Source organism: Photobacterium sp. GB-50 (assembly GCF_003026755.1).
Taxonomy (GTDB): domain Bacteria; phylum Pseudomonadota; class Gammaproteobacteria; order Enterobacterales; family Vibrionaceae; genus Photobacterium.
Window position 1 is genome coordinate 1 of the sequence record NZ_PYNX01000016.1, and the last position, 21055, is coordinate 21055.

The 21055-nt window shown below is 43.5% G+C and carries 21 protein-coding genes, 1 tRNA gene and 1 riboswitch; of the genes, 18 read left to right on the top strand and 4 right to left on the bottom strand.

Annotated features, from left to right (window positions below):
• Positions 1–47 precede the first annotated feature (47 nt).
• A tRNA-Asp gene (locus C9J41_RS16435) sits at positions 48–124 on the top strand.
• A 217-nt stretch (positions 125–341) separates the two neighbouring features.
• Here the strand turns inward: C9J41_RS16435 and crcB are convergent.
• On the bottom strand, positions 342–725 hold the full coding sequence (crcB, locus tag C9J41_RS16440; protein WP_005372395.1) for a fluoride efflux transporter CrcB: 384 nt from the start codon (positions 723–725) through the stop codon (positions 342–344).
• A 205-nt stretch (positions 726–930) separates the two neighbouring features.
• Between crcB and C9J41_RS16445 the strand changes: the two genes are divergently transcribed.
• From C9J41_RS16445 to thiH, 7 genes are all read left to right on the top strand, one after another.
• Positions 931–1353, top strand: coding sequence for a universal stress protein (locus C9J41_RS16445; RefSeq protein WP_107207831.1), 423 nt, complete (start codon positions 931–933; stop codon positions 1351–1353).
• 124 nt (positions 1354–1477) lie between these two features.
• A riboswitch (TPP riboswitch) is annotated at positions 1478–1575 on the top strand.
• 118 nt (positions 1576–1693) lie between these two features.
• Positions 1694–3613, top strand: coding sequence for a phosphomethylpyrimidine synthase ThiC (gene thiC, locus C9J41_RS16450; RefSeq protein WP_107294796.1), 1920 nt, complete (start codon positions 1694–1696; stop codon positions 3611–3613).
• Positions 3613–4830: a thiamine phosphate synthase gene (gene thiE / locus C9J41_RS16455; protein ID WP_107294797.1), complete on the top strand. Its 1218-nt coding sequence runs from the start codon at positions 3613–3615 to the stop codon at positions 4828–4830. The genes thiC and thiE overlap by 1 nt, the downstream gene beginning before the upstream one ends.
• Positions 4820–5605 (top strand): HesA/MoeB/ThiF family protein, encoded by a 786-nt coding sequence (locus C9J41_RS16460; RefSeq protein WP_107207829.1) that lies wholly within the window; start codon positions 4820–4822, stop codon positions 5603–5605. The genes thiE and C9J41_RS16460 overlap by 11 nt, the downstream gene beginning before the upstream one ends.
• Positions 5606–5818: a sulfur carrier protein ThiS gene (gene thiS, locus C9J41_RS16465; RefSeq protein WP_107261200.1), complete on the top strand. Its 213-nt coding sequence runs from the start codon at positions 5606–5608 to the stop codon at positions 5816–5818.
• A 1-nt stretch (position 5819) separates the two neighbouring features.
• Positions 5820–6584, top strand: coding sequence for a thiazole synthase (locus C9J41_RS16470; RefSeq protein WP_107207827.1), 765 nt, complete (start codon positions 5820–5822; stop codon positions 6582–6584).
• A 9-nt stretch (positions 6585–6593) separates the two neighbouring features.
• Positions 6594–7706 carry a 2-iminoacetate synthase ThiH gene (gene thiH, locus C9J41_RS16475; protein ID WP_107294798.1) on the top strand — a complete coding sequence of 371 codons (1113 nt, stop codon included), beginning with the start codon at positions 6594–6596 and terminating at the stop codon, positions 7704–7706.
• A gap of 51 nt (positions 7707–7757) precedes the next feature.
• On the opposite strand, the gene C9J41_RS16480 is transcribed toward thiH, so the two are convergent.
• Complete coding sequence (locus tag C9J41_RS16480; RefSeq protein WP_107207825.1) at positions 7758–9545, bottom strand: aminopeptidase P family protein; 1788 nt, start codon at positions 9543–9545, stop codon at positions 7758–7760.
• 290 nt (positions 9546–9835) lie between these two features.
• Between C9J41_RS16480 and C9J41_RS16485 the strand changes: the two genes are divergently transcribed.
• Complete coding sequence (locus tag C9J41_RS16485; protein ID WP_107207824.1) at positions 9836–11038, top strand: multidrug effflux MFS transporter; 1203 nt, start codon at positions 9836–9838, stop codon at positions 11036–11038.
• 87 nt (positions 11039–11125) lie between these two features.
• On the opposite strand, the gene C9J41_RS16490 is transcribed toward C9J41_RS16485, so the two are convergent.
• A complete protein-coding gene (locus C9J41_RS16490; protein ID WP_107207823.1) occupies positions 11126–12019 on the bottom strand; it encodes a DMT family transporter in 894 nt (297 codons plus the stop codon).
• Positions 12020–12236: 217 nt separating this feature from the next.
• On the opposite strand from C9J41_RS16490, the gene rmuC reads away from it, so the two are divergent.
• The 9 genes from rmuC to hemB all read left to right on the top strand — a co-directional run bounded on the left by rmuC (position 12237) and on the right by hemB (position 20419).
• Positions 12237–13772 carry a DNA recombination protein RmuC gene (rmuC, locus tag C9J41_RS16495; RefSeq protein ID WP_107207822.1) on the top strand — a complete coding sequence of 512 codons (1536 nt, stop codon included), beginning with the start codon at positions 12237–12239 and terminating at the stop codon, positions 13770–13772.
• A gap of 131 nt (positions 13773–13903) precedes the next feature.
• On the top strand, positions 13904–14659 hold the full coding sequence (gene ubiE / locus C9J41_RS16500) for a bifunctional demethylmenaquinone methyltransferase/2-methoxy-6-polyprenyl-1,4-benzoquinol methylase UbiE (protein ID WP_107207821.1): 756 nt from the start codon (positions 13904–13906) through the stop codon (positions 14657–14659).
• 10 nt (positions 14660–14669) lie between these two features.
• Positions 14670–15272 carry an SCP2 domain-containing protein gene (locus C9J41_RS16505; RefSeq protein ID WP_107207820.1) on the top strand — a complete coding sequence of 201 codons (603 nt, stop codon included), beginning with the start codon at positions 14670–14672 and terminating at the stop codon, positions 15270–15272.
• A gap of 7 nt (positions 15273–15279) precedes the next feature.
• Complete coding sequence (gene ubiB, locus C9J41_RS16510) at positions 15280–16917, top strand: ubiquinone biosynthesis regulatory protein kinase UbiB (protein WP_199187122.1); 1638 nt, start codon at positions 15280–15282, stop codon at positions 16915–16917.
• Between the two features lie 84 nt (positions 16918–17001).
• Positions 17002–17274 carry a Sec-independent protein translocase subunit TatA gene (gene tatA / locus C9J41_RS16515; protein ID WP_045084591.1) on the top strand — a complete coding sequence of 91 codons (273 nt, stop codon included), beginning with the start codon at positions 17002–17004 and terminating at the stop codon, positions 17272–17274.
• Between the two features lie 3 nt (positions 17275–17277).
• Positions 17278–17616 carry a Sec-independent protein translocase protein TatB gene (tatB, locus tag C9J41_RS16520; RefSeq protein WP_107207819.1) on the top strand — a complete coding sequence of 113 codons (339 nt, stop codon included), beginning with the start codon at positions 17278–17280 and terminating at the stop codon, positions 17614–17616.
• Between the two features lie 11 nt (positions 17617–17627).
• The gene (gene tatC, locus C9J41_RS16525; protein ID WP_105061471.1) at positions 17628–18389 is read left to right on the top strand and encodes a Sec-independent protein translocase subunit TatC; all 762 of its coding nucleotides are present in this window, start codon (positions 17628–17630) and stop codon (positions 18387–18389) included.
• Between the two features lie 141 nt (positions 18390–18530).
• Positions 18531–19310, top strand: coding sequence for a 3'-5' ssDNA/RNA exonuclease TatD (gene tatD / locus C9J41_RS16530; RefSeq protein WP_199187120.1), 780 nt, complete (start codon positions 18531–18533; stop codon positions 19308–19310).
• Between the two features lie 59 nt (positions 19311–19369).
• Positions 19370–20419 (top strand): porphobilinogen synthase, encoded by a 1050-nt coding sequence (gene hemB / locus C9J41_RS16535; protein WP_107261190.1) that lies wholly within the window; start codon positions 19370–19372, stop codon positions 20417–20419.
• 68 nt (positions 20420–20487) lie between these two features.
• Here hemB and asnC read toward each other — a convergent pair whose 3' ends face one another.
• On the bottom strand, positions 20488–20949 hold the full coding sequence (asnC, locus tag C9J41_RS16540; RefSeq protein ID WP_005372443.1) for a transcriptional regulator AsnC: 462 nt from the start codon (positions 20947–20949) through the stop codon (positions 20488–20490).
• Positions 20950–21055: the final 106 nt, after the last annotated feature.

A 21055-nucleotide genomic window follows, 5' to 3' on the forward strand; every position in this document is an offset into this window, starting at 1 on the left:
GTTTTGAACTACGGATATCGGATAAAACGAAAGTTTTATCTCCGTGTGGAGCGGTAGTTCAGTTGGTTAGAATACCGGCCTGTCACGCCGGGGGTCGCGGGTTCGAGTCCCGTCCGCTCCGCCACTTTATTAAAGAAACCTGAATCGAAAGATTCAGGTTTTTTTTCGTCTGAAGATAAGTGCCATAAACATAGCTAAGAAATATATAGCGTTACTTAGAATTTTAATCTAAATAGAATAATGAATTACTTGTTGTTCTTCTTCATTAGCATAAAGTGATGACTCGTTTAATTTAGATATAAAAAAACCGCCATGCAGGCGGTTTTTTTATCGGTTATCTATTAACTTTTCATCATAAGCTGGTAGCCAACATAACAAGCAGCAATGCTGACAATAACGTTAAGTAAAATGTTTAAACCTGCTTTGAAAAATTCACCTTGTTGCATCAAGACAACATTGTCCATTGAGAACGTGGAGAATGTTGTTAGTGCGCCTAGGAAGCCTAAGCCGATAATAGGTCGCCATGGTGCAGCTTCAATCATTCCTTGATTAAGTGCTGACATCAATAGCCCCATGATCAAGGAGCCCAGCACGTTTACGGTTAAAGTACCGTATGGGAAGCCACGGCCAAATAGCATTACGCATAGCTCAGAAATGAGGTATCTTGAGCAGGCGCCGAATGCACCACCAAGCGCGATGAATCCTAGTAATAAATATTGGCTCATTGGGATCTCGTTTATATTTTTAGGTAATGATAGAAAGCGCTCATGATAATCGCTAGCGAGAAAAGTGAGAACTCTCCAAAAATGCAATCATTGATTTAAGTTAATATTAAATAGTCAGCGTAATACTTAGTTGTATAGCTATATTTATAGCATCATAATCATAAATAATGAATTTACTATGAGCCTTAGCTCAAGGAGGCTAGGTATGTCGCTTTACCAAACAGTGTTATTAGCGGTTAATCCTGAAGATAAAAATGCGCATAAATTGATGGTGAAAGCTGGCGTTATCGCTGAGCAAAATCACGCTGATTTACATGTTGCTTATGTTGAGCCAGGGATCGGAAACGTAAGTTTTATTGATGTGGAAGTTGAGCTACAAGAAGAGCATGATGCGATTGCAAAAAAACGCATGAAAGAGTTATCTGATTTAATTACAGCTTCTTCTCATAAAGTTAAAGCGATACATACTGCAGATGGCGATGTTTCAAAGCATATAGAGGCTTTAGCAAAAGAACTGAATGCTAGCCTAGTGATCACCGGTTACCATAAATCGACTTTTCACTTGTTTGGTGATTTAAGTGATTCTTTGGCTAATCACCTAGGTTGTGATGTATTAATTTCACAGTAACAACGATTAAAATATGCAATGTAATAATAAGCCGTGTTGATGCACGGCTTTTTGTTGTTTGTCACTTTTTATTATTTTTCTCAGTATAAAGGTTGTTGCACTATAACGGCTTCTTTATACTCATTGCTACTTGTCGGAGTGCCATATGGCTGAGACCGCATTGCGGGATCCGTTGAACCTGATCAGGCTAATACCTGCGAAGGGAACGAGAGAATGTCTTCTGCTACATATCTTAAGGGATCACTGTATGCATCTGCATAGCTGTACTTAGGTACACACCTCTTGTTTACGCCCATCCGCCAAGCATTTTCCCCTACATTGAAAAATCAAGGAAACTGCTATGTCGAATCGCAAGCAAGCGAGACTGGAAGCGAAACAATTTATTGAATCATTAACAGCACAACCATACCCGAACTCACAGAAAGTGTATGTTCAAGGTAGCCGTCCTGATGTGCTTGTTCCTATGCGTGAAATCACTCTAGCTGATAGCTTGGTTGGTGGCAGTAAAGAATCTCCTATCTTTGAGCCTAACGAGCCTATTCGCGTTTACGACACTTCTGGTTTTTACACTGATCCTGAAAAAAACATCGATATCTATAATGGCTTGCCGTTAGTGCGTGAGCAATGGATCGCAGAGCGTGACGATACTGAATTACTAGAAGGGTTAAGCTCTGAGTATGCCAATGAACGTTTAGATGATAAGACGCTTGATGATTTACGTTTTGCGGAACGTGCGCGTATTCGTTGTGCAAAAGCTGGGCGTTGTGTGACGCAATTACATTATGCGCGCCAAGGTATTATTACGCCTGAGATGGAATATATCGCGATCCGTGAAAATATGGGTCGTGCGAAATACCGTGATGAAGTATTAAACCAACAACATCCAGGTGTGAGCTTTGGTGCTAATTTACCAAAAGAAATTACGCCTGAGTTTGTGCGTAAAGAAGTGGCTGAAGGCCGAGCAATTATTCCTGCCAACATTAACCATCCTGAAACTGAGCCAATGATCATTGGCCGTAATTTCCTTGTTAAAGTGAATGCCAATATTGGTAACTCAGCGGTGAGTTCATCGATTGAAGAAGAAGTTGAAAAACTTGTCTGGTCGACCCGTTGGGGTGGCGATACGGTAATGGATTTATCAACTGGTCGAAATATTCACGAAACGCGTGAATGGATCATCCGTAATAGCCCTGTTCCGATTGGTACTGTACCTATGTACCAAGCACTTGAAAAAGTAAATGGTGTGGCTGAGAACCTTAACTGGGAAGTGTTCCGTGACACATTACTAGAGCAAGCTGAGCAAGGGGTGGATTACTTCACTATCCATGCTGGCGTACTGCTTCGTTATGTACCTATGACGGCGAAACGTGTAACCGGTATTGTATCGCGTGGCGGCTCTATCATGGCGAAGTGGTGTTTGGCACACCATAAAGAAAGCTTCCTCTATCAGCACTTCCGTGAGATTTGTGAGATCTGTGCGCAATACGATATTTCACTATCACTGGGCGATGGCTTGCGTCCAGGTTCTGTAGCCGATGCTAATGATGAAGCCCAGTTTAGTGAACTACGCACATTAGGTGAGCTAACTAAAATTGCATGGGAATACGATGTACAGGTCATGATTGAAGGCCCCGGTCACGTACCCATGCACATGATCAAAGAAAACATGGAAGAGCAGCTAGAGCATTGTCATGAAGCGCCATTCTATACCTTAGGTCCACTGACGACAGACATCGCACCGGGTTATGATCATATTACATCGGGTATTGGTGCGGCGATGATTGGTTGGTATGGCTGTGCAATGCTTTGTTATGTGACACCCAAAGAACACTTAGGCTTGCCTAATAAAGACGATGTAAAAGTCGGTCTTATCACTTATAAACTCTGTGCCCATGCTGCTGATTTAGCAAAAGGCCACCCTGGTGCACAAGTGCGCGATAATGCCTTATCTAAAGCGCGTTTTGAATTCCGTTGGGAAGATCAATTTAATCTCGGTCTTGACCCTGAAACGGCGCGTGCCTATCACGATGAAACTCTCCCTCAAGAGTCAGGCAAAGTTGCCCATTTCTGTTCAATGTGTGGCCCTAAATTCTGTTCAATGAAGATCTCTCAAGAAGTACGAGATTACGCTAAGGGGTTAGAAGACTCAGAAATCGCGATCAAGCTATTAGATGATCCACTTGAAGGCATGCAGCAAAAAGCACAAGAGTTTCGATCTAAAGGTAGTGAGTTATATCACCTAGCTAAAGAGGAAAGCTAATGAGCACCTTAAGCTTACCAAAGGTCTTATCGTCTCTGGTGATGCATATTGAGCCATTATTAGCCTCTGCGACAGAGTATCAGTTAGGTGAGCAAGTCACGTTAATACCATCAAGCCAAGAGTGGATTGAGGTATCGACGCCCTCTTGCGTTAAACGAGTGGGCTTTGAACAAGCCTGCTCCACTCAGCTAATTGATTATGTATTTCAAGATCAATGGGTATCTTCTGAGGTAGATCTTTCGCTGATCAAAGCGCAAATACTGGAACGATCTAACGTTGTGGTATGTGGTTTACCTGTCAATGGTGGTTATCTTGATCTTTGGCATCATGATGGTGACGTTCGTGGTTGTTTCAGTGTTGAGCTTGGTAATGCGACTCAACAGAGAGCGATGTTATTGGTGGCACTCGCGCTTGATTACCCCTTAGAAGATGCTCTAGTGCTGGCAAGGGCGTATGCCCAGTCAATGCAGATGGGCATTTGGCCAACTGAGCGTGATGCTTTCCCTGACATCGTTTGTGCTAATTTTTCAAAGCTGTTAGATATTGGTTGGCAAGATCAATGTCAGCCAGTTGAAGCTTTTGCAGCTGTTGATAGTGAGAAACTGACGTTATATCCGGTAGTGGATTCCGTCCAATGGGTTAAGCAGTTACTTGAATTGGATGTGAAAACCACTCAGCTGCGGATCAAAGATCCGAATGCACAAGGTTTAGAGCAAGATGTTGCTCATGCTATTGCGTTAGGTCTGCAGGCAAATGCGCAGGTCTTTATTAATGACTATTGGCAACTGGCTATTGAGCATGGTGCTTTTGGGGTGCATTTGGGACAAGAAGATTTAGCGGTCGCTGATCTCAATGCCATTCAACAAGCGAATCTTCGCTTAGGGATCTCAACCCATGGGTATTACGAGATATTACGTGCGATGGCATTTAATCCCAGTTATATCGCCCTTGGTCATATTTACCCAACCACAACCAAGCAAATGCCGTCATTACCGCAAGGCGTTCACCGCTTAAAGCTGTATCAACAATTGATTGGCAATACGTTTCCAACAGTGGCAATTGGGGGTATTGATTTATCTCGTGTGCCCGTCGTTTGGAAAACAGGGGTGAGTAGCGTTGCGGTGGTACGTGCGATCACCCAGTCAAGTGAGCCTGCGATTGCCGTCGAACAACTCAATCAATGCTTATCTGAGCGGGAGGTGATGTATGACAACTGACAGACTCTCTGATACTGCTTTTATTCGATATAATCGACAAATCATGCTGGAAGAGATGGGAGAGCAGGGGCAACTTGCACTTAACAATGCCAAGGTATTGATCGTCGGTGCGGGAGGTTTAGGCTCAGCGGCAGCGATGTATCTAGCGGCTGCGGGTGTTGGGTTACTGGTGATTGCTGATGATGATGAGGTTGAGAGTTCGAACTTGCAGCGTCAGGTGATTTATCGAGAAACCGATGTGTCACTCAATAAAGCGCAAGCAGCCTGTGATCAGCTTTTAGCATTGAACCCATTGGTACGAACGCGTGCAGTAAAAGCCAAGCTTGCAGGTTTTCAACTCGTAATGGAAGTACAACAGGCCGATATTGTACTTGATTGCAGTGACAACTGGGCTACCCGTTATGCGGTCAATCAAGCTTGTTATCAGCATCAAACACCACTGATTGCCGGTGCGTCGATAGGTTGGCAAGGACAGTTACTGGCGTTTGATTTCAGGCAGGCCTCACCGTGTTATCAATGTGTGTTTCCATTTAGTACTGAAGCGTCACCACAAGATAAAAATTGTCGTAGTAACGGCGTGATGGGGCCTGTTGTTGGCACTATTGGAACGTTACAAGCGCTTAATGCGATCAAAGCTATCGCAGGTGTTGCTGAAGTTGGGTTTGGTTTGCTGCAGCAATTTAATGGCTTAACAGGAAAATGGCAGCAGGTATCAATCGATGCTGATTCTGGTTGCCCTGTGTGTGGTCAGCAAGATCAAAGAGAGGTTGTGTAAATGGCTACCATGATAAGTATCTGGTTGAACGATGAATCTATGTCTTGCGAGGCTGAGCAAACCGTTCATCAATTTGTTAAGCAGTTAGATTTACCCATACAAGGTACTGCGGTCGCGATAAATCAGCGCATTGTTGGAGCCAGTGAGTGGTCGACAACCGTCATTGCTGATGGCGATCAGATCGCGTTATTTCAAGCGATAGCTGGAGGTTAATATGTTGACTATTGCAGATAAAACATTCACATCGAGACTGTTTACCGGAACAGGTAAATACGCCAATCGTGATGTTATGGCAGAATCGATTTTAGCAACAGGATCTGAGCTCGTGACTATGGCACTAAAGCGAGTCAATATCGCTGAGCGTGATGACGATATCTTAGCACCATTGATCCAAGCAGGAGTGAACTTACTGCCTAATACGTCAGGGGCGAAAAATGCCAAAGAAGCGATCTTTGCCGCGCAGTTAGCCCGAGAAGCATTGGGGACGAATTGGCTAAAATTAGAAATTCACCCTGATCCAAAATACCTCATGCCTGATCCGATTGAAACGCTAAAAGCGGCTGAGCAATTGGTAAAAGAAGGGTTTGTCGTATTGCCTTACTGTCATGCCGATCCTGTGCTTTGTAAGCGATTAGAAGATGTGGGTTGCGCTGCCGTGATGCCATTAGGTGCGCCGATTGGCTCGAATAAAGGGGTCGCTTCTCGCGATTTTCTTCGCATTATTATCGATCAGGCGCAAGTACCTGTGGTGGTGGATGCGGGCATTGGGGCACCTTCTCATGCCGCAGAAGCGATGGAAATGGGGGCTGATGCGGTATTGGTCAATACTGCCATCGCAGCGGCAAGTGATCCGATTGCAATGGGGCGTGCATTTAAATTGGCCGTGGAAAGTGGTCGTATGGCCTATGAAGCGGGTCTTGCAGGTAAGGTGAACCATGCAATTGCATCAAGTCCATTAACGGCATTTCTTAACGATTAAGGAGCCAACATGAGCTTTGTGGATGTTTGGCAACAAATGGATTGGGATGATATCCGTTTGTCGATTTATGCTAAAACGGCTACCGATGTTGAGCGTGCTTTAGGAAAATCAACGCTGGATCTAGAGGATTTCAAAGCCTTAATTTCCCCTGCGGCTGAACCTTACTTAGAGCAAATGGCACAACTCTCTGCGATGCTAACACGTCAGCGGTTTGGTCATACCATGAGTTTTTATGTGCCGTTATACCTTTCGAATCTGTGTGCCAATGCGTGTACCTATTGTGGTTTTTCGATGGAAAATCGCATTAAGCGCCGTACCTTGGGTGAACAAGAAATAGAGCGAGAGTGTGAGGCAATAAAAGCGCTAAATTTTGATAGTGTGTTACTGGTCACTGGCGAGCATCAAACCAAAGTTGGTATGAATTACTTTCGTGATGCGATCCCTCAAATCAAACAGCACTTCAGTTATTTGGCAATGGAAGTACAGCCACTAGAGCAAGATGAGTATCAAGAGCTGAGACAACTTGGTTTAGATGCGGTGATGGTGTATCAAGAAACTTATAATGCGCCAACCTATGCGAAGCATCATTTGCGAGGCAATAAAACCAATTTTGAATACCGCTTAGCGACACCAGATCGGTTAGCAAAAGCAGGAATAGACAAGATTGGGATCGGTGCTTTGATTGGCATGGAAGAATGGCGCACGGATTGTTTTTTTGTTGCTAGTCATTTGGCCTATCTTGAGCGGACGTATTGGCAAAGCCGCTATTCGATTTCATTCCCACGTTTAAGACCCTGTACTGGTGGATTAGAGCCTAAATCGGTGATGACGGATCGCCAACTGGTGCAATTGATTTGTGCTTATCGGTTGTTTAATCCTGAAGTTGAGCTGTCGTTATCGACGCGAGAATCAGCGCATTTTCGCGATAATGTATTGCCCTTGGGGATCACTAGTATGTCGGCGGGCTCTAAAACCCAACCGGGCGGATACGCTGATGACACGCCAGAGCTAGAACAGTTTGCAATCAGTGATGAACGTTCGGTTGCAGATGTTGCTACAGCGGTCAAGCAACAGGGGTTTGAAGTGGTGTGGAAAGATTGGCATCCCGCCTATTCTGGATAATAAAAAGCCAGTACGTGATGCGTACTGGCTTTTCTTTTTCTTGTCTAAGCGTTAGCGGCTTAGTGGTGATGTCGCTTGTGTTAGCCACTCAAGATCACTACCTGTCAGCGATGGGCTGATCACGTTAAACACGATTTGGTGATAGTTGTTAAGCCATGCAAGCTCTACGTCAGTTAATAGTGCAGGATCGATTAAACGCTTATCGATTGGCGCACGGGTTAACGATTCAAAACCCATGACGTTCATGTCACCTTGAGTTTCAATATCGACGACCAGTTCAAGGTTTTCGATACGAATACCAAATGCGTCTGCACGGTAATAACCTGGCTCGTTAGATAACACCATACCTGACAGTAGCGCGGTTGGGTTAGCCACTTTAGAAATGCGTTGTGGACCTTCATGAACACTTAAGAAGTGGCCCACTCCGTGACCTGTACCATGATCATAATCAAAGCCATGTGCCCATAGATGCTGACGCGCAAGTGCGTCAAGTTGTGAGCCTGTTGTACCTTTCGGGAAACGTGCCGAAGCCAATGAAATATGACCTTTTAGTACCAGTGTGAAGGCTTGTTTTACTTCATCACCAGGATTACCGATAGCGATAGTACGGGTGATATCGGTCGTACCGTCAGGGTATTGACCGCCTGAATCGACTAAGTAAACCGTATCCATTTGCAGCTTGCCTGGCTGTGGTTGGTCAATGTGGTTATAGTGACACATTGCTGCATTACCCGCAGAGGCGGAAATCGTATCGAAGCTCACGTCACGACAGCTTGGATCTTGCTGACGGAATTGCCAAAGTTGATCGGAAAGCACTGCTTCATCTAATAGATTGCCACTTGCAACTTGATTATCTACCCACGCAAGAAATTTAGAAATCGCGACACCATCACGAATATGACACGCTTTCATGCCATTTATTTCAGTCGTATTTTTAGCGGCTTTTGGTAGCAGTGTTGGATTAGCTGCTTCAATAAGCAGTGCGCCAGCATCAGTCAGTTGCTGAGCTGCCCATGCATTACTGTTTGCTGAATCAAACTGTACACGTTTACTTGAAAGAGCGGCTAAACCCGCGGCGAGTTGCTCTGGCTCGCGGATATTGACGCCGTTACCTACGTGCGTTGCAAAACCTTCTGGTAGGCGGTGATGATCGATGTAGAAATCAACTGATGCATCGCTGTGGATCACAGCAGCTGACAGCAGAACGGGTAGACAGTGAACGTCATCACCACGAACATTGAGTAGCCAAGCAATGCTATCAAGCTGACTTAAAAAGGCAGCATCAGCTTTTTGTTTTTTTAGTAGTGCGGCAATTTGTTCACGTTTTTCTTCACTTGATTGACCGACATACTCTAGACCCATTAACTCCGCATCCGACAGTTTTGGTGCTGGGCGATCAAGCCATAGTTCATCAATTGGGTTTTCGTTAACTGATACTAGCTCTAGTTCACCATCAAGGGTTGTCGTGGCATTTTTCAGCCATGCTGCACTGTGTAGGCGGTTATCAATAGCGACTTTGCTACCTGCTGCTAGATTTTCTAATACCCAGTGCACCGGTGGTTGCTCGATCAAATGACAATATTCAAACACATCACCCGGTACTTGCTTGCGCACTTGCACAACATAACGACCATCAACAAACATTGCAGCACGATCACGAGTGATCACGGCAGCACCTGCTGAGCCAGTAAATCCAGTTAGCCAATGAAGGCGCTCATTATGATCGGGAATGTACTCACCAAGATATTCATCTTCATGAGGGATCAGTAAGGCATCGAGCTGCTGTGTTTCAAGCCATTGACGGATTTGCTCAATACGTTGTGCGATAACTGTTTGCATGTCTGTTCCTTGTCAAGAAACCACCTTTAGAAGGCGGTTAGATCTAATTCACCCTGATCACTGTGGTATTAGCGATTTAGGTTTAATATTGTTACGTTAGCTTTTTTAGCGGCTCGCTTCAATTGTCTCTATGATAAATAACAGGGTATTCACCTTATGACTCTATTTATCTTAGTGATTAATACGTTGGCTGGTGGATTCCAATTTGGAAAAGCGGTATTGAAAATAAACCATTTTTATTCACTCTCATAACACCGTAGACTTGCGCGATCTTTTTCTAGGAACGCCACATGACAACCTCTACTTCTACCGATACTCGGCTTGTCGCCTTAATGGTGACCTTGGTGTTATTTAGCCCGTTGGCTATAGACATTTATCTTCCTGCATTGCCTGTTATGGCAAATGCTTTTCAAGTTGATCCTACCCGTGTTCAAGATACGGTGACATGGTTCATGTTTAGCCTTGGTCTCGGACAATTAATAGCTGGCCCATTAGCTGATCGTATTGGTCGTCGTCCGATTGCTCTTGGTGGTATTGTCATTTACGGGTTTAGTGCTGTGATGGCTTATGTTGCACATAGTTTAGATTTACTTTTATTGGCACGTTTGCTACAAGGCTTTGGTGCTTGCGCAACCTCTGTTGCTGCTTTTGCTGCGGTTCGTGATAGTTTTGGCGCTGAAAAAAGCGGTCGTATGATCAGCTATTTAAATGGTGCGATTTGTTTTATTCCTGCGCTTGCTCCTCTTTTAGGCACTTGGCTTACTCATCATTTTGGCTGGCGTTCAAACTTTAGTTTCATGGCAGGATTTGCGTTAGTTGCAGGTCTTTTTGTGATGGTGTTATTTAAAGAAACACGCCCTGTCAGTACTAATGTGAAAGGCTCTACTATTAGTCTTAGTCGTTACTGGTCGGTATTACGCGAACCAACATTTTTATTTCACGCTACACTTTGCATGTTAGCGATGGCGGTGATTTTAGCCTATGTAACTTCAGCACCAGTGTGGTTGATGAACCACCTTGGTCAAGACATGAACCAGTTTACGATCTGGTTTGGTATTAATGCTGTGCTCAATATTACAGCCTGTATGGTTGCACCCAGGTTTATGGATCGCTTTGGTACTCGCCGAACGTTACGTACTGGTTTGATTATCTTAATGATGGCAGGTGCTCTGATGCTGCTATTAAGCCCATTACAGCAAGCATGGGCTTTTATGGTGCCAATCTTCATTTGTTCCTTTGGGTTTGCTTTTGTATTAGGCTCTGCAGCCGGAAAAGCATTAGCACCATTTGGCGATCGTGCTGGAACTGCAGCAGCATTATTGGGGCTATTCCAAATGAGTGGTGCTGGTGTCATGGTGAGCCTAACCCAACGATTAGATTTCTCATCCCCCGTGTTAATGACGTTACAAATGTGGTTGCTGATCCCAGGATTATTGATTTTAGTGTCTAAAATCGGGCGTCGTTGGCACCCACAGTTAACGGTACAGAATTAATAAATATTATGAGTTTAAAGGTGAGGTGGTGACAGCCTTATCCGTACAGCCTGTCAAATCGACAGGCTTTTTTTTGGTTAAATTTAGCTATTCAACAATCGGGACTTTTTTATTTCGCCATTGTTGGATTACGAGTCCTGCAATAATTAATATTAAGCCGATCAATGTTGAGGGATGAATCGTTTCACCAATAATCGTGGCGAGCAATAATAAAGAGATAAAAGGTGAGATAAAAATCAGGTTACTGATCTTAGCGGTATTACGGGTTAACCGTAGCGCATTGAGCCATAAAACAAAGGTGATCCCCATTTCAAATAAACCAACATACGTGACTGCTGCCCAGCCTTGCCAAGGTACACTTTGCCAACCGCCAAGATACAGACTCAAGCCGATAGAAAATGGCAGCGAGACTAAAAAGCCCAGTAATAAACCGAGGATTGGATCGGCTTTATTTTTAGTATTTAAAATCCAATAGCCTGCCCATAACAGTGTCGAAAATAGCGCTAACGCAACGCCTAACGGACTGGTGAAATTCAAGGCTGAAATATTACCTTGAGTCGCAATTACCACCACACCGCCATATCCCAACACGCAAGCTATCCAATCTTTACGCTGAATTTTTTGTCCTAAGAAAAGTGCAGCCATTAAAGTCAGAGTGATTGCCCAACTGTAGTTGATGGGTTGAGCCTGTGAAGCAGGTAATAATTCGTAGGCTTTAAATAACACTAAGTAATAAGCGAAAGGATTGATAAGTCCGAGTAATAAGTAGTAAAGCGGACGTTGAAGAAAAGTCGACTTAAGCTGGTGGAGTGTTTTTTTATAGCCAGCTATAACAATAAGGGCGAGAGCAGACACGCTACTAGCAATCACCATCATTTGAACGGGAGAAAAATAAGCTAAGGTAATTTTAAAAGCAGTGGCGACAGTAGACCAAAGTAACACAGCGGCAATGCCATACCCTAAAGCGAGGCGTTCGTTCATGACTATCCCTGTTAAAAAATGAAAAACGGTAACGCAGTGTAGGAGAAGGTTATAAAGGTGAATAGCGAGTGATGATATAGCCTGTGATCGAGTGCAAACAAAAACGCTTATATCCATTATTTATTGTTTAAGTTGTTCTTCGTTAGCTGGACATTTATCCAGTATCCTCTTAGCCTTAAAAGCGAGAATAATTTGTCAGGAAGATAGAGAATTTACTATGGCAGAATGGTTAAGTGGTGGCGTTATTACCGCATTAGCAACATTGTTAGGTGCCACCGTTGCCAGTGTGATCACGGCATTCTGGTATAAAGGTCGATACGAACAAATGCTTCAGCTTGTTGAGCAACAAGCAGAATCAGATGCGCGTTTAGCATTAAGTCGTGAGCAGCAATTACAAAGTCAGCTAGCAGAAAGAAACCAAGAGCTGGAAGAGTTAGATGACGATCGTGACAGATTAACCCATGAAATTCGTCAAATGCACGGTCGCTTAGCTGCGGCATTAGAAAAAATGCGTCACTTTGACGCGCTGCAAAATGAAAAGCAGTATTTATCTGAGCAGCTTGATAATTCTCGCTTAGCCAGCGCGGGGCTTGAAGCCGATCTGCGTGAGCAAGATGCCCGCCATTTTGAAGAACAAAAAGCGGCAGATGAAAAAATTAAGCTATTAGAAAATGCTGAAGAACGCTTGCGTATTCAATTTGAAAGTTTAGCTAATCGCTTATTTGAGCAGAAGACTCGAACGGTGGATGAACAGAATAAAATGAGTTTAGAAAACTTGTTGAGTCCACTCAAAGAGCAACTTGAAGGTTTCAAAAAGCAGGTTAATGACAATTTCACGCAAGAGTCTCGTGAGCGCCATACTTTAGTGCATCAAATCAATAGCCTTAAACAGCTCAATGAGCAGATGGCGAAAGAGGCAATTAACTTAACCCAAGCCCTTAAAGGCGATAACAAAGCCCAAGGTAACTGGGGCGAAGTTGTGCTGGCGCGAGTATTGTCTGACTCAGGGTTGCGTGAAGGGCATGAATATCAAACTCAAGTCAGTTTGGAAAACGAAGACGGTAAGCGTTATCAGCCCGATGTTGTGGTGCATTTACCCCAACAAAAAGATGTGGTGGTGGATGCCAAGATGTCATTGGTGGCGTATGAGCGCTTCTTTAATGCAGACACTATCGCTGAGCGTGAACTCGCCATGAGTGAACATGTTGCCTCGATGCGCGCCCATATGCGTGGGTTAAGCCGTAAGGATTACCATCAGCTTCATGGCATCCAAAGTCTGGATTATGTCTTGATGTTTATTCCTGTTGAACCTGCGTTCCAAGCTGCGATTGAAGCCGATCCGGCATTAATCCGGGATGCGATGGATTTAAATATCATGCTGGTGAGTCCAACGACCTTGCTGGTGGCATTGCGTACTATTAATAACTTGTGGCGTAATGAGCGACAAAATCAAAATGCCAAAGAAATTGCTGATCGTGCAGGCAAGCTTTACGACAAATTACGCTTGTTTGTTACGGATATGGAAGCGATGGGACAATCGTTAGAAAAAGCGAATCAAAGTTATCAAGGGGCGATGAATAAACTGGCAACAGGTCGTGGCAACGTGATCCGCCAAGCAGAAAGTTTCAAACAACTAGGGGTTGAAGTGAAACGTGATATTAGTGCTCAGCTGGTGGAAAAGTCACAATCTAACCTAACTGAATACCGAGGCTTTTCTCATATTACCGTGCCATCTGAAGGGGATTTATCATAATGGTAGGTAAAGCGCTTTGAGCAAAGAGCAACCATCAAGTACACTAAGCCCAGTTGAATAAATGCATTTAATACTGATGACGCTGCGTAAGTAGATGCCAAGCGTCATCAGTATCTATAAACGGATTGAACATGACGGACACCACACAAGATACGACTCACTTTGGCTTCCGTACCGTCGCCAAAGAAGAGAAAGCAACCATGGTTGCTGAGGTTTTTCACTCGGTTGCAGCAAAGTACGACATCATGAACGATTTGATGTCGATGGGTATTCACCGCGTTTGGAAGCGCTTCACGATTGACTGCAGTGGTGTACGCAAAGGTCAACGTGTACTGGATTTAGGCGGCGGCACCGGTGATTTAACGGCGAAATTTTCACGTATCGTGGGTGAAACAGGTCAGGTTATTTTGGCTGATATCAACAACTCGATGTTGAACGTTGGCCGCAGTAAACTGCGAGACAGTGGCATTGTCGGTAACGTGGGATATGTTCAAGCTAATGCTGAAGAGCTGCCGTTTCCTGACGATTACTTTGATTGCATCACCATCAGCTTTTGTTTACGTAACGTCACCGACAAAGACAAAGCGCTGCGTTCAATGTATCGCGTGTTAAAACCAGGCGGTCGTTTATTAGTATTAGAGTTCTCAAAGCCGTTACTAGAACCATTATCAAAAGTTTACGATGCGTACTCATTCCACCTATTACCAAAAATGGGTGAAATTATTGCCAATGATGCAGAAAGCTATCGTTACCTTGCTGAATCTATCCGCATGCATCCTGATCAAGAAACCTTGAAAGGGATGATGGATGAAGCTGGATTTGATCAAACCAGTTATTACAACTTAACGGGCGGTATTGTTGCCTTGCACCGTGGTTATAAGTTCTGAGGATGACTCTATGCCGTTAGATGCTTTTGTTACCGGTGCGGTTGAAACATCACTGAATCAATTACTCAAAGACGATGCTGATAGTCAGCGTCGTCTTACTCGTTTACGCGGTAAAGTCATTAGCGTTACGCTAAATGAATTTAACAAAACCTTGTACTTTGTTTTCAGTCATCAAATTGATGTGCTTGCTGGATTTGAAGGCGAGGTGGATTGCCAATTAGCTTTAAACCTTACGGTGTTACCCGAGCTACGACAACAAGCTAACTTAACGCAGCTAATTAAAGCCGATAAGTTAGCACTCGATGGCGATCTACAATTGGCTCAGCATTTTTCCACTTTGCTAAGTGGTTTGAAGCCCGATGTCGAAGAAAAATTATCGCAATATACGGGTGATGTAGTTGCTCATACTTTAGTCAGTAGTGTAAAGTCGGGGAGTCGATTTATTCGCCAAGGGGTAAAGAATCGCCAACGCGATTTAGCGGAAGTGATCACTGAAGAATGGCAACTATTACCACAGCCTTTAGAAATGGTGCATTTTTACGATCAAGTGGATGACTTGAAATCGGATGTTGCGCGTTTTGAGGCCCGTTTGAACCAGTTACTTGAGCGATAAATTGGCAATGATGAGCTACTCAGAAATAAAACGGTTGTACCGTATTATTCAAGTACAACTGCGCTATGGATTGGATGACTTTATTCCGGTTGATCCACGTACCGAACTTCCTAAAAAATTACGTAAATCGCTATTTTGGATCAAAAATGAATACCCCGATGTGCCATTGGGTGAGCGTTTACGTTTAGCATTGCAAGAACTCGGTCCGGTATGGATCAAGTTTGGTCAAATGATGTCAACGCGTCGCGATCTTTTTCCGCCGCACATTGCAGATCAGCTGGCATTATTACAAGACCAAGTTGAACCTTTTGATGGCAAATTAGCTAAACGTACTATTGAGGAATCATTAGGCGGGCCGTTAGAGCAGTGGTTTGACGATTTTGATGAAGTTGCATTAGCGTCAGCATCGATTGCTCAAGTGCATACTGCAACCTTAAAAGAAAACGGCAAAGAGATTGTTTTTAAAGTTATTCGTCCTGATATTAAGCCGATTATTGAAGCTGACATTAAGCTGATGTACAGGATGGCCGAGATAGTTTCTCGTCTCCAGCCAGAAGCGCGCCGCTTACGTCCTGTTGAAGTGGTTCGCGAATACGAAAAAACCTTGCTTGATGAGCTCGATTTAATGCGCGAAGCGGCGAATAGTATTCAACTTCGTCGTAACTTTGATGGTGATGAAACCTTATATGTACCAGAAGTTTATACTGATTATAGCAGTATTAATCTTCTTGTAATGGAACGTATCTATGGTATTCAAGTTTCTAATATTGAAGGCTTGAAAGCCAATGGTACGAATTTAAAACTATTATCGGAAAATGCAGTTAATATCTTTTTTACTCAGGTATTTCGTGACAGCTTTTTCCATGCCGATATGCACCCAGGAAATATTTTTGTCTCCTATGAGCATCCGGAAAATCCACAATGGATTGCGCTAGATTGCGGCATTGTAGGGACACTTAACCGAGAAGATAAACGATACTTAGCGGAAAACTTATTGGCTTTCTTTAATCGTGATTATCGTAAGGTTGCAGAATTACACGTTGATTCTGGCTGGGTTCCTCATGATACCAATGTGGATGAGTTTGAATTTGCTATTCGTACAGTGTGTGAACCTATTTTTGAAAAGCCACTGTGTGAAATATCATTCGGCCATGTGTTGTTAAATTTATTTAATACTGCTCGCCGTTTTAATATGGAAGTGCAACCGCAGCTGGTCTTGTTACAAAAGACCTTGTTGTATGTTGAAGGCTTAGGACGCCAGTTGTATCCACAACTTGATTTGTGGGCAACAGCCAAGCCGTTCTTGGAAAACTGGATGTCACATCAGGTAGGTCCGCAAGGCATTCTTGATGCAATAAAAAGTAAAGCACCTTTTTGGGCTGAAAAATTGCCTGAATTGCCTGAATTACTTTACGACAGTTTGCGCCAAGGCAAGGTAATGAATCAACGTATTGATAAACTCTATGATAACTTCATGGAAAATCGACGTACTCATAACCAGGCAAGGTTCTACTTTGGTATCGGTGCCACCTTTATGGTGTGTGCTGCAATACTTTTTGGTGATCAAGTAGCAACGTACCCTGCAGTTTCTGTTGGTGTAGGAACCCTATTTTGGTTGCTAGGATGGCGTACCTGCCGAAAATAATCGGTTGGGCTTTCGCCTATACTTATAGTTGCGTTAATAAACGCACTTTCGTTATTAACCACATAAAGCTGAGGTAAAACAAGCATGGGTGGTATCAGTATTTGGCAATTGTTAATCATTGCACTGATCATTGTTCTTTTGTTCGGAACAAAAAAACTTCGTACTCTAGGCGGCGACCTAGGTTCTGCAGTTAAAGGTTTCAAAAAAGCAATCAGCGATGATGAAGCAGCTGCAGCAGCACCTGCTGCGAAAAAAGAGTCAGACAACGATGCTGACTTTGAACAAAAGAAAATTGCTGACGAACAAAAGCCAGCGGATCAGACGACAACTAATCAAAAAGACAAAGAGCAGGTTTAAGACGTGTTTGATATCGGGTTCTGGGAGTTAGTACTGATCTCCGTGGTGGGATTAGTAGTACTGGGGCCAGAACGTCTACCCGTTGCGATTCGTACGGTATCGCAGTGGATAGGTGCTGCTCGTAATATGGCAAACTCGGTGAAAGATGAATTGTCTCAGGAACTGAAAATTCAGGAACTGCAAGCCAATTTAAAAAAAGCCGAACAAATGGGAATGAAGGACTTAGCGCCTGAATTGCAAGACTCTGTTGATGAGCTTAAAAAAGCGGCTTCAGATGTTCAGCGCCCCTATGCTGATAAAGACGAGCAAACCTCAGCAACGACTTCACAAAAGCAGGAATAAATTACATCACTATGTCAAAAGTCGAAGATACGCAGCCGCTATTTAGTCATTTACTTGAACTACGTACGCGACTTTTGCGTTCTATCATAAGTGTACTGGTGGTTTTTCTATGTTTAGTATGGTTTTCCAATGATATCTATGCCTTCTTAGCTGCACCATTAGTAGAGCGAATGCCTGCCGGTGCAACTATGATCGCTACAGACGTTGCTTCACCGTTCTTTACACCGATAAAACTGACCTTAGTAACCTCAGTGTTTATTGCTGTGCCAATGATTTTGTATCAAGTCTGGGGTTTTATTGCTCCAGGTTTATACAAACATGAACGCAAGCTGATTATGCCATTGTTGTTTTCCAGCTCATTGCTGTTTTACGCCGGTGTCGCATTTGCTTATTACGTTGTGTTTCCATTGGTCTTTAAGTTCTTCACCAGTGTCGCCCCTCAAGGGGTAGAGGTGGCAACAGATATTTCGAACTATCTCGATTTCGTCCTCGCGCTATTTATGGCGTTTGGCATCGCTTTTGAAATTCCTGTTGCTATTATTCTGTTGTGTTGGACTGGTGCGACTGATCCGGAATCTCTACGTAGTAAACGTCCTTATATTATCGTCGGTGCGTTTGTTGTTGGTATGCTGTTAACACCGCCTGATATTGTTTCTCAGACCTTGTTGGCTGTACCTATGTGTTTATTGTTTGAAGTTGGCTTATTCTTCTCACGTTTTTATGTGCGTGATAATGATGAGTTGGATGATAGCGAGCACGAAGAGCAGCAGTAAATAGTACTTTGTACTATGTGATGATGAAAAAAACCGACCTAATCGTCGGTTTTTTTATATCTTGAATATGGGTTTGGCACAGAATGGATCGGCTCGATATACTGAGTGACACATAGTGCTGTGTAGAGAGTGGATAAACAGATGATAGATATTGGTGTTAACTTAACAAACAACCGTTTTGATAAAGATCGTGCGGACGTGATCACGCGTGCTCAAGAAGCGGGTGTGAAGCATTTAATAATTACGGGCACCAGTATTGAAGAGAGCATTGAAGCGCAACAAATGGCGCAGCAATGGCCGAACTACTGTTACTCAACCGCTGGCGTTCATCCGCATGATGCAAAATCTGTCTCCGATCTTTTGTTACCAGAAATTCGTTCACTAGCAGCAGAGCCTGAAGTAGTAGCAATTGGTGAATGTGGGCTCGACTTCAACCGCGACTTTTCTCCTCGTCCACAGCAAGAAGCAGTATTTGAAGCACAATTAGCCTTAGCGGCAGAGTTACAATTACCCGTTTTTATGCATTGCCGAGATGCGCATGAGCGTTTCATTGAAATCCTTATCCCTTGGCGAGAGAAATTACCGGCGGCAGTGCTGCATTGTTTTACTGGCTCTGAGCAAGAGCTAAAAGCATGCTTAGCGCTAGATTTACACATTGGTATTACGGGGTGGGTATGTGATGAGCGTCGTGGTCAAGAGCTACGTCAAGTCGTGCGTCATATTCCCGCCAACCGCTTAATGATTGAAACCGATTGCCCATATTTATTGCCTCGAGACTATCGTCCGAAGCCAAAATCGAGTCGCAATGAACCCAAGTTTTTGCCGCATATTGCCGCGGTGATAGCTGAGTGTCGTGGTGAAACACCTGAGCAAGTTATGATGCAGTCAGAGGCGAATAGTCTGGCTTTTTTTTCGATTTAAGCCACATTGGTCAGTCTGAGTGATATTATCTAATCCTATTTTTTAGCAAGGAGTTTGTCGTGTCAGTATCTATTCAAGGTGCGTTTCCTGGTCGTCGTATGCGTCGGATCCGTAAGCATGATTTTAGTCGTCGTCTAATGTCAGAAAATCAATTATCTGTGAATGATTTGATTTATCCGATGTTTGTTTTGATGGGTAAAAATCGTCGTGAAACGGTTGACTCAATGCCGGGTATTGAGCGCTTATCTATTGATTTGTTACTTGAAGAGGCGGCATATCTTGCGAAACTAGGTATTCCTGCGATTGCCTTATTCCCTGTTGTGTCTCAAGAGTTTAAATCAGAGTTAGCAGAAGAAGCTTATAATCCAGAAGGCTTAGTACAAACGGCGGTGCGTGCACTTAAATCGCATGTGCCTGAGCTTGGTGTTATTACCGATGTAGCATTAGATCCGTTCACCATTCATGGTCAAGACGGCATCATTGATGATGAAGGCTATGTTTTAAATGATATTACGACAGATATTTTAATCAAGCAGGCGCTATCTCATGCTGAAGCTGGTGCTGATATCGTTGCCCCGTCTGACATGATGGATGGTCGTATTGGTGTAATTCGTGAAGCATTAGAAAATGCAGGTTATATCAATACCCAAATCATGGCGTACTCTGCTAAATATGCATCGAATTACTATGGCCCATTCCGTGACGCTGTCGGTTCATCTGGCAACTTAAAAGGCGGCGATAAGAAAACTTACCAAATGGATCCTGCGAACAGTGATGAAGCTTTGCACGAAGTGGCAATGGACATCAATGAAGGCGCAGATATGGTAATGGTAAAACCGGGTATGCCATACCTTGATATAGTTCGCCGTGTGAAGAGTGAGTTGCAAGTACCAACATATGCTTACCAAGTGTCTGGTGAGTATGCGATGCACATGGCTGCGATTCAAAATGGTTGGCTAAAAGAGCGTGAAACCATTATGGAATCACTATTGTGTTTTAAACGTGCAGGTGCTGATGGGGTATTAACTTACTTTGCGAAAACCGTCGCTGAATGGTTAGCTCAAGATGCTGCTGAGCGCGCTGAATGTTTACAGCAAAAGCCTGAGTAAGTCGTAATATTGACTAAAAAGTAAAAGCGAGCGCCATGCTCGCTTTTTTAATATCAGTAAAACACCTATCAGGGTTTAACATTGCGGTTGATCGGATTTTGTAATGAGATAAGCGTTTCAGTGGATTGCACTTCATCAATGGCTTGGAGCTTATCAATCAGCACGTATTGTAGCTCTTCAATGGAATGGCACATCAATTTGACAAAAATGTTGTATGCCCCTGTGGTGTAATAAGCTTCAACCACTTCATCAAGCTCATTTAGTTTTGCTAATGCAGAATGATAATCACGGGCGGCATTCAAATTAATACCAATAAAACAGCAAACGTCATAGCCCAATAACTTAGGGTTAATGATCACTTCCGTGCCAGTAATAATTTCAGCAGCCCGCATTTTTTCTACTCTTACGTGCACGGTAGCAGGACTGACATTAAATCGCTTCGCCATTTCAGCGTAAGGAATACGAGCATCATTCATTAAGGCATTAAGGATATCGCGATCTAAGTCGTCGATACGAATGGATGGTGTCATAGGTGATCCTTTTACTATGCGAGGGATTTATTTTTATCGTTGTATCTTATACTTATCTGATGGTGTGATACCAGAGCAAAGGATGATTTGTAGTGCTATAATCCGC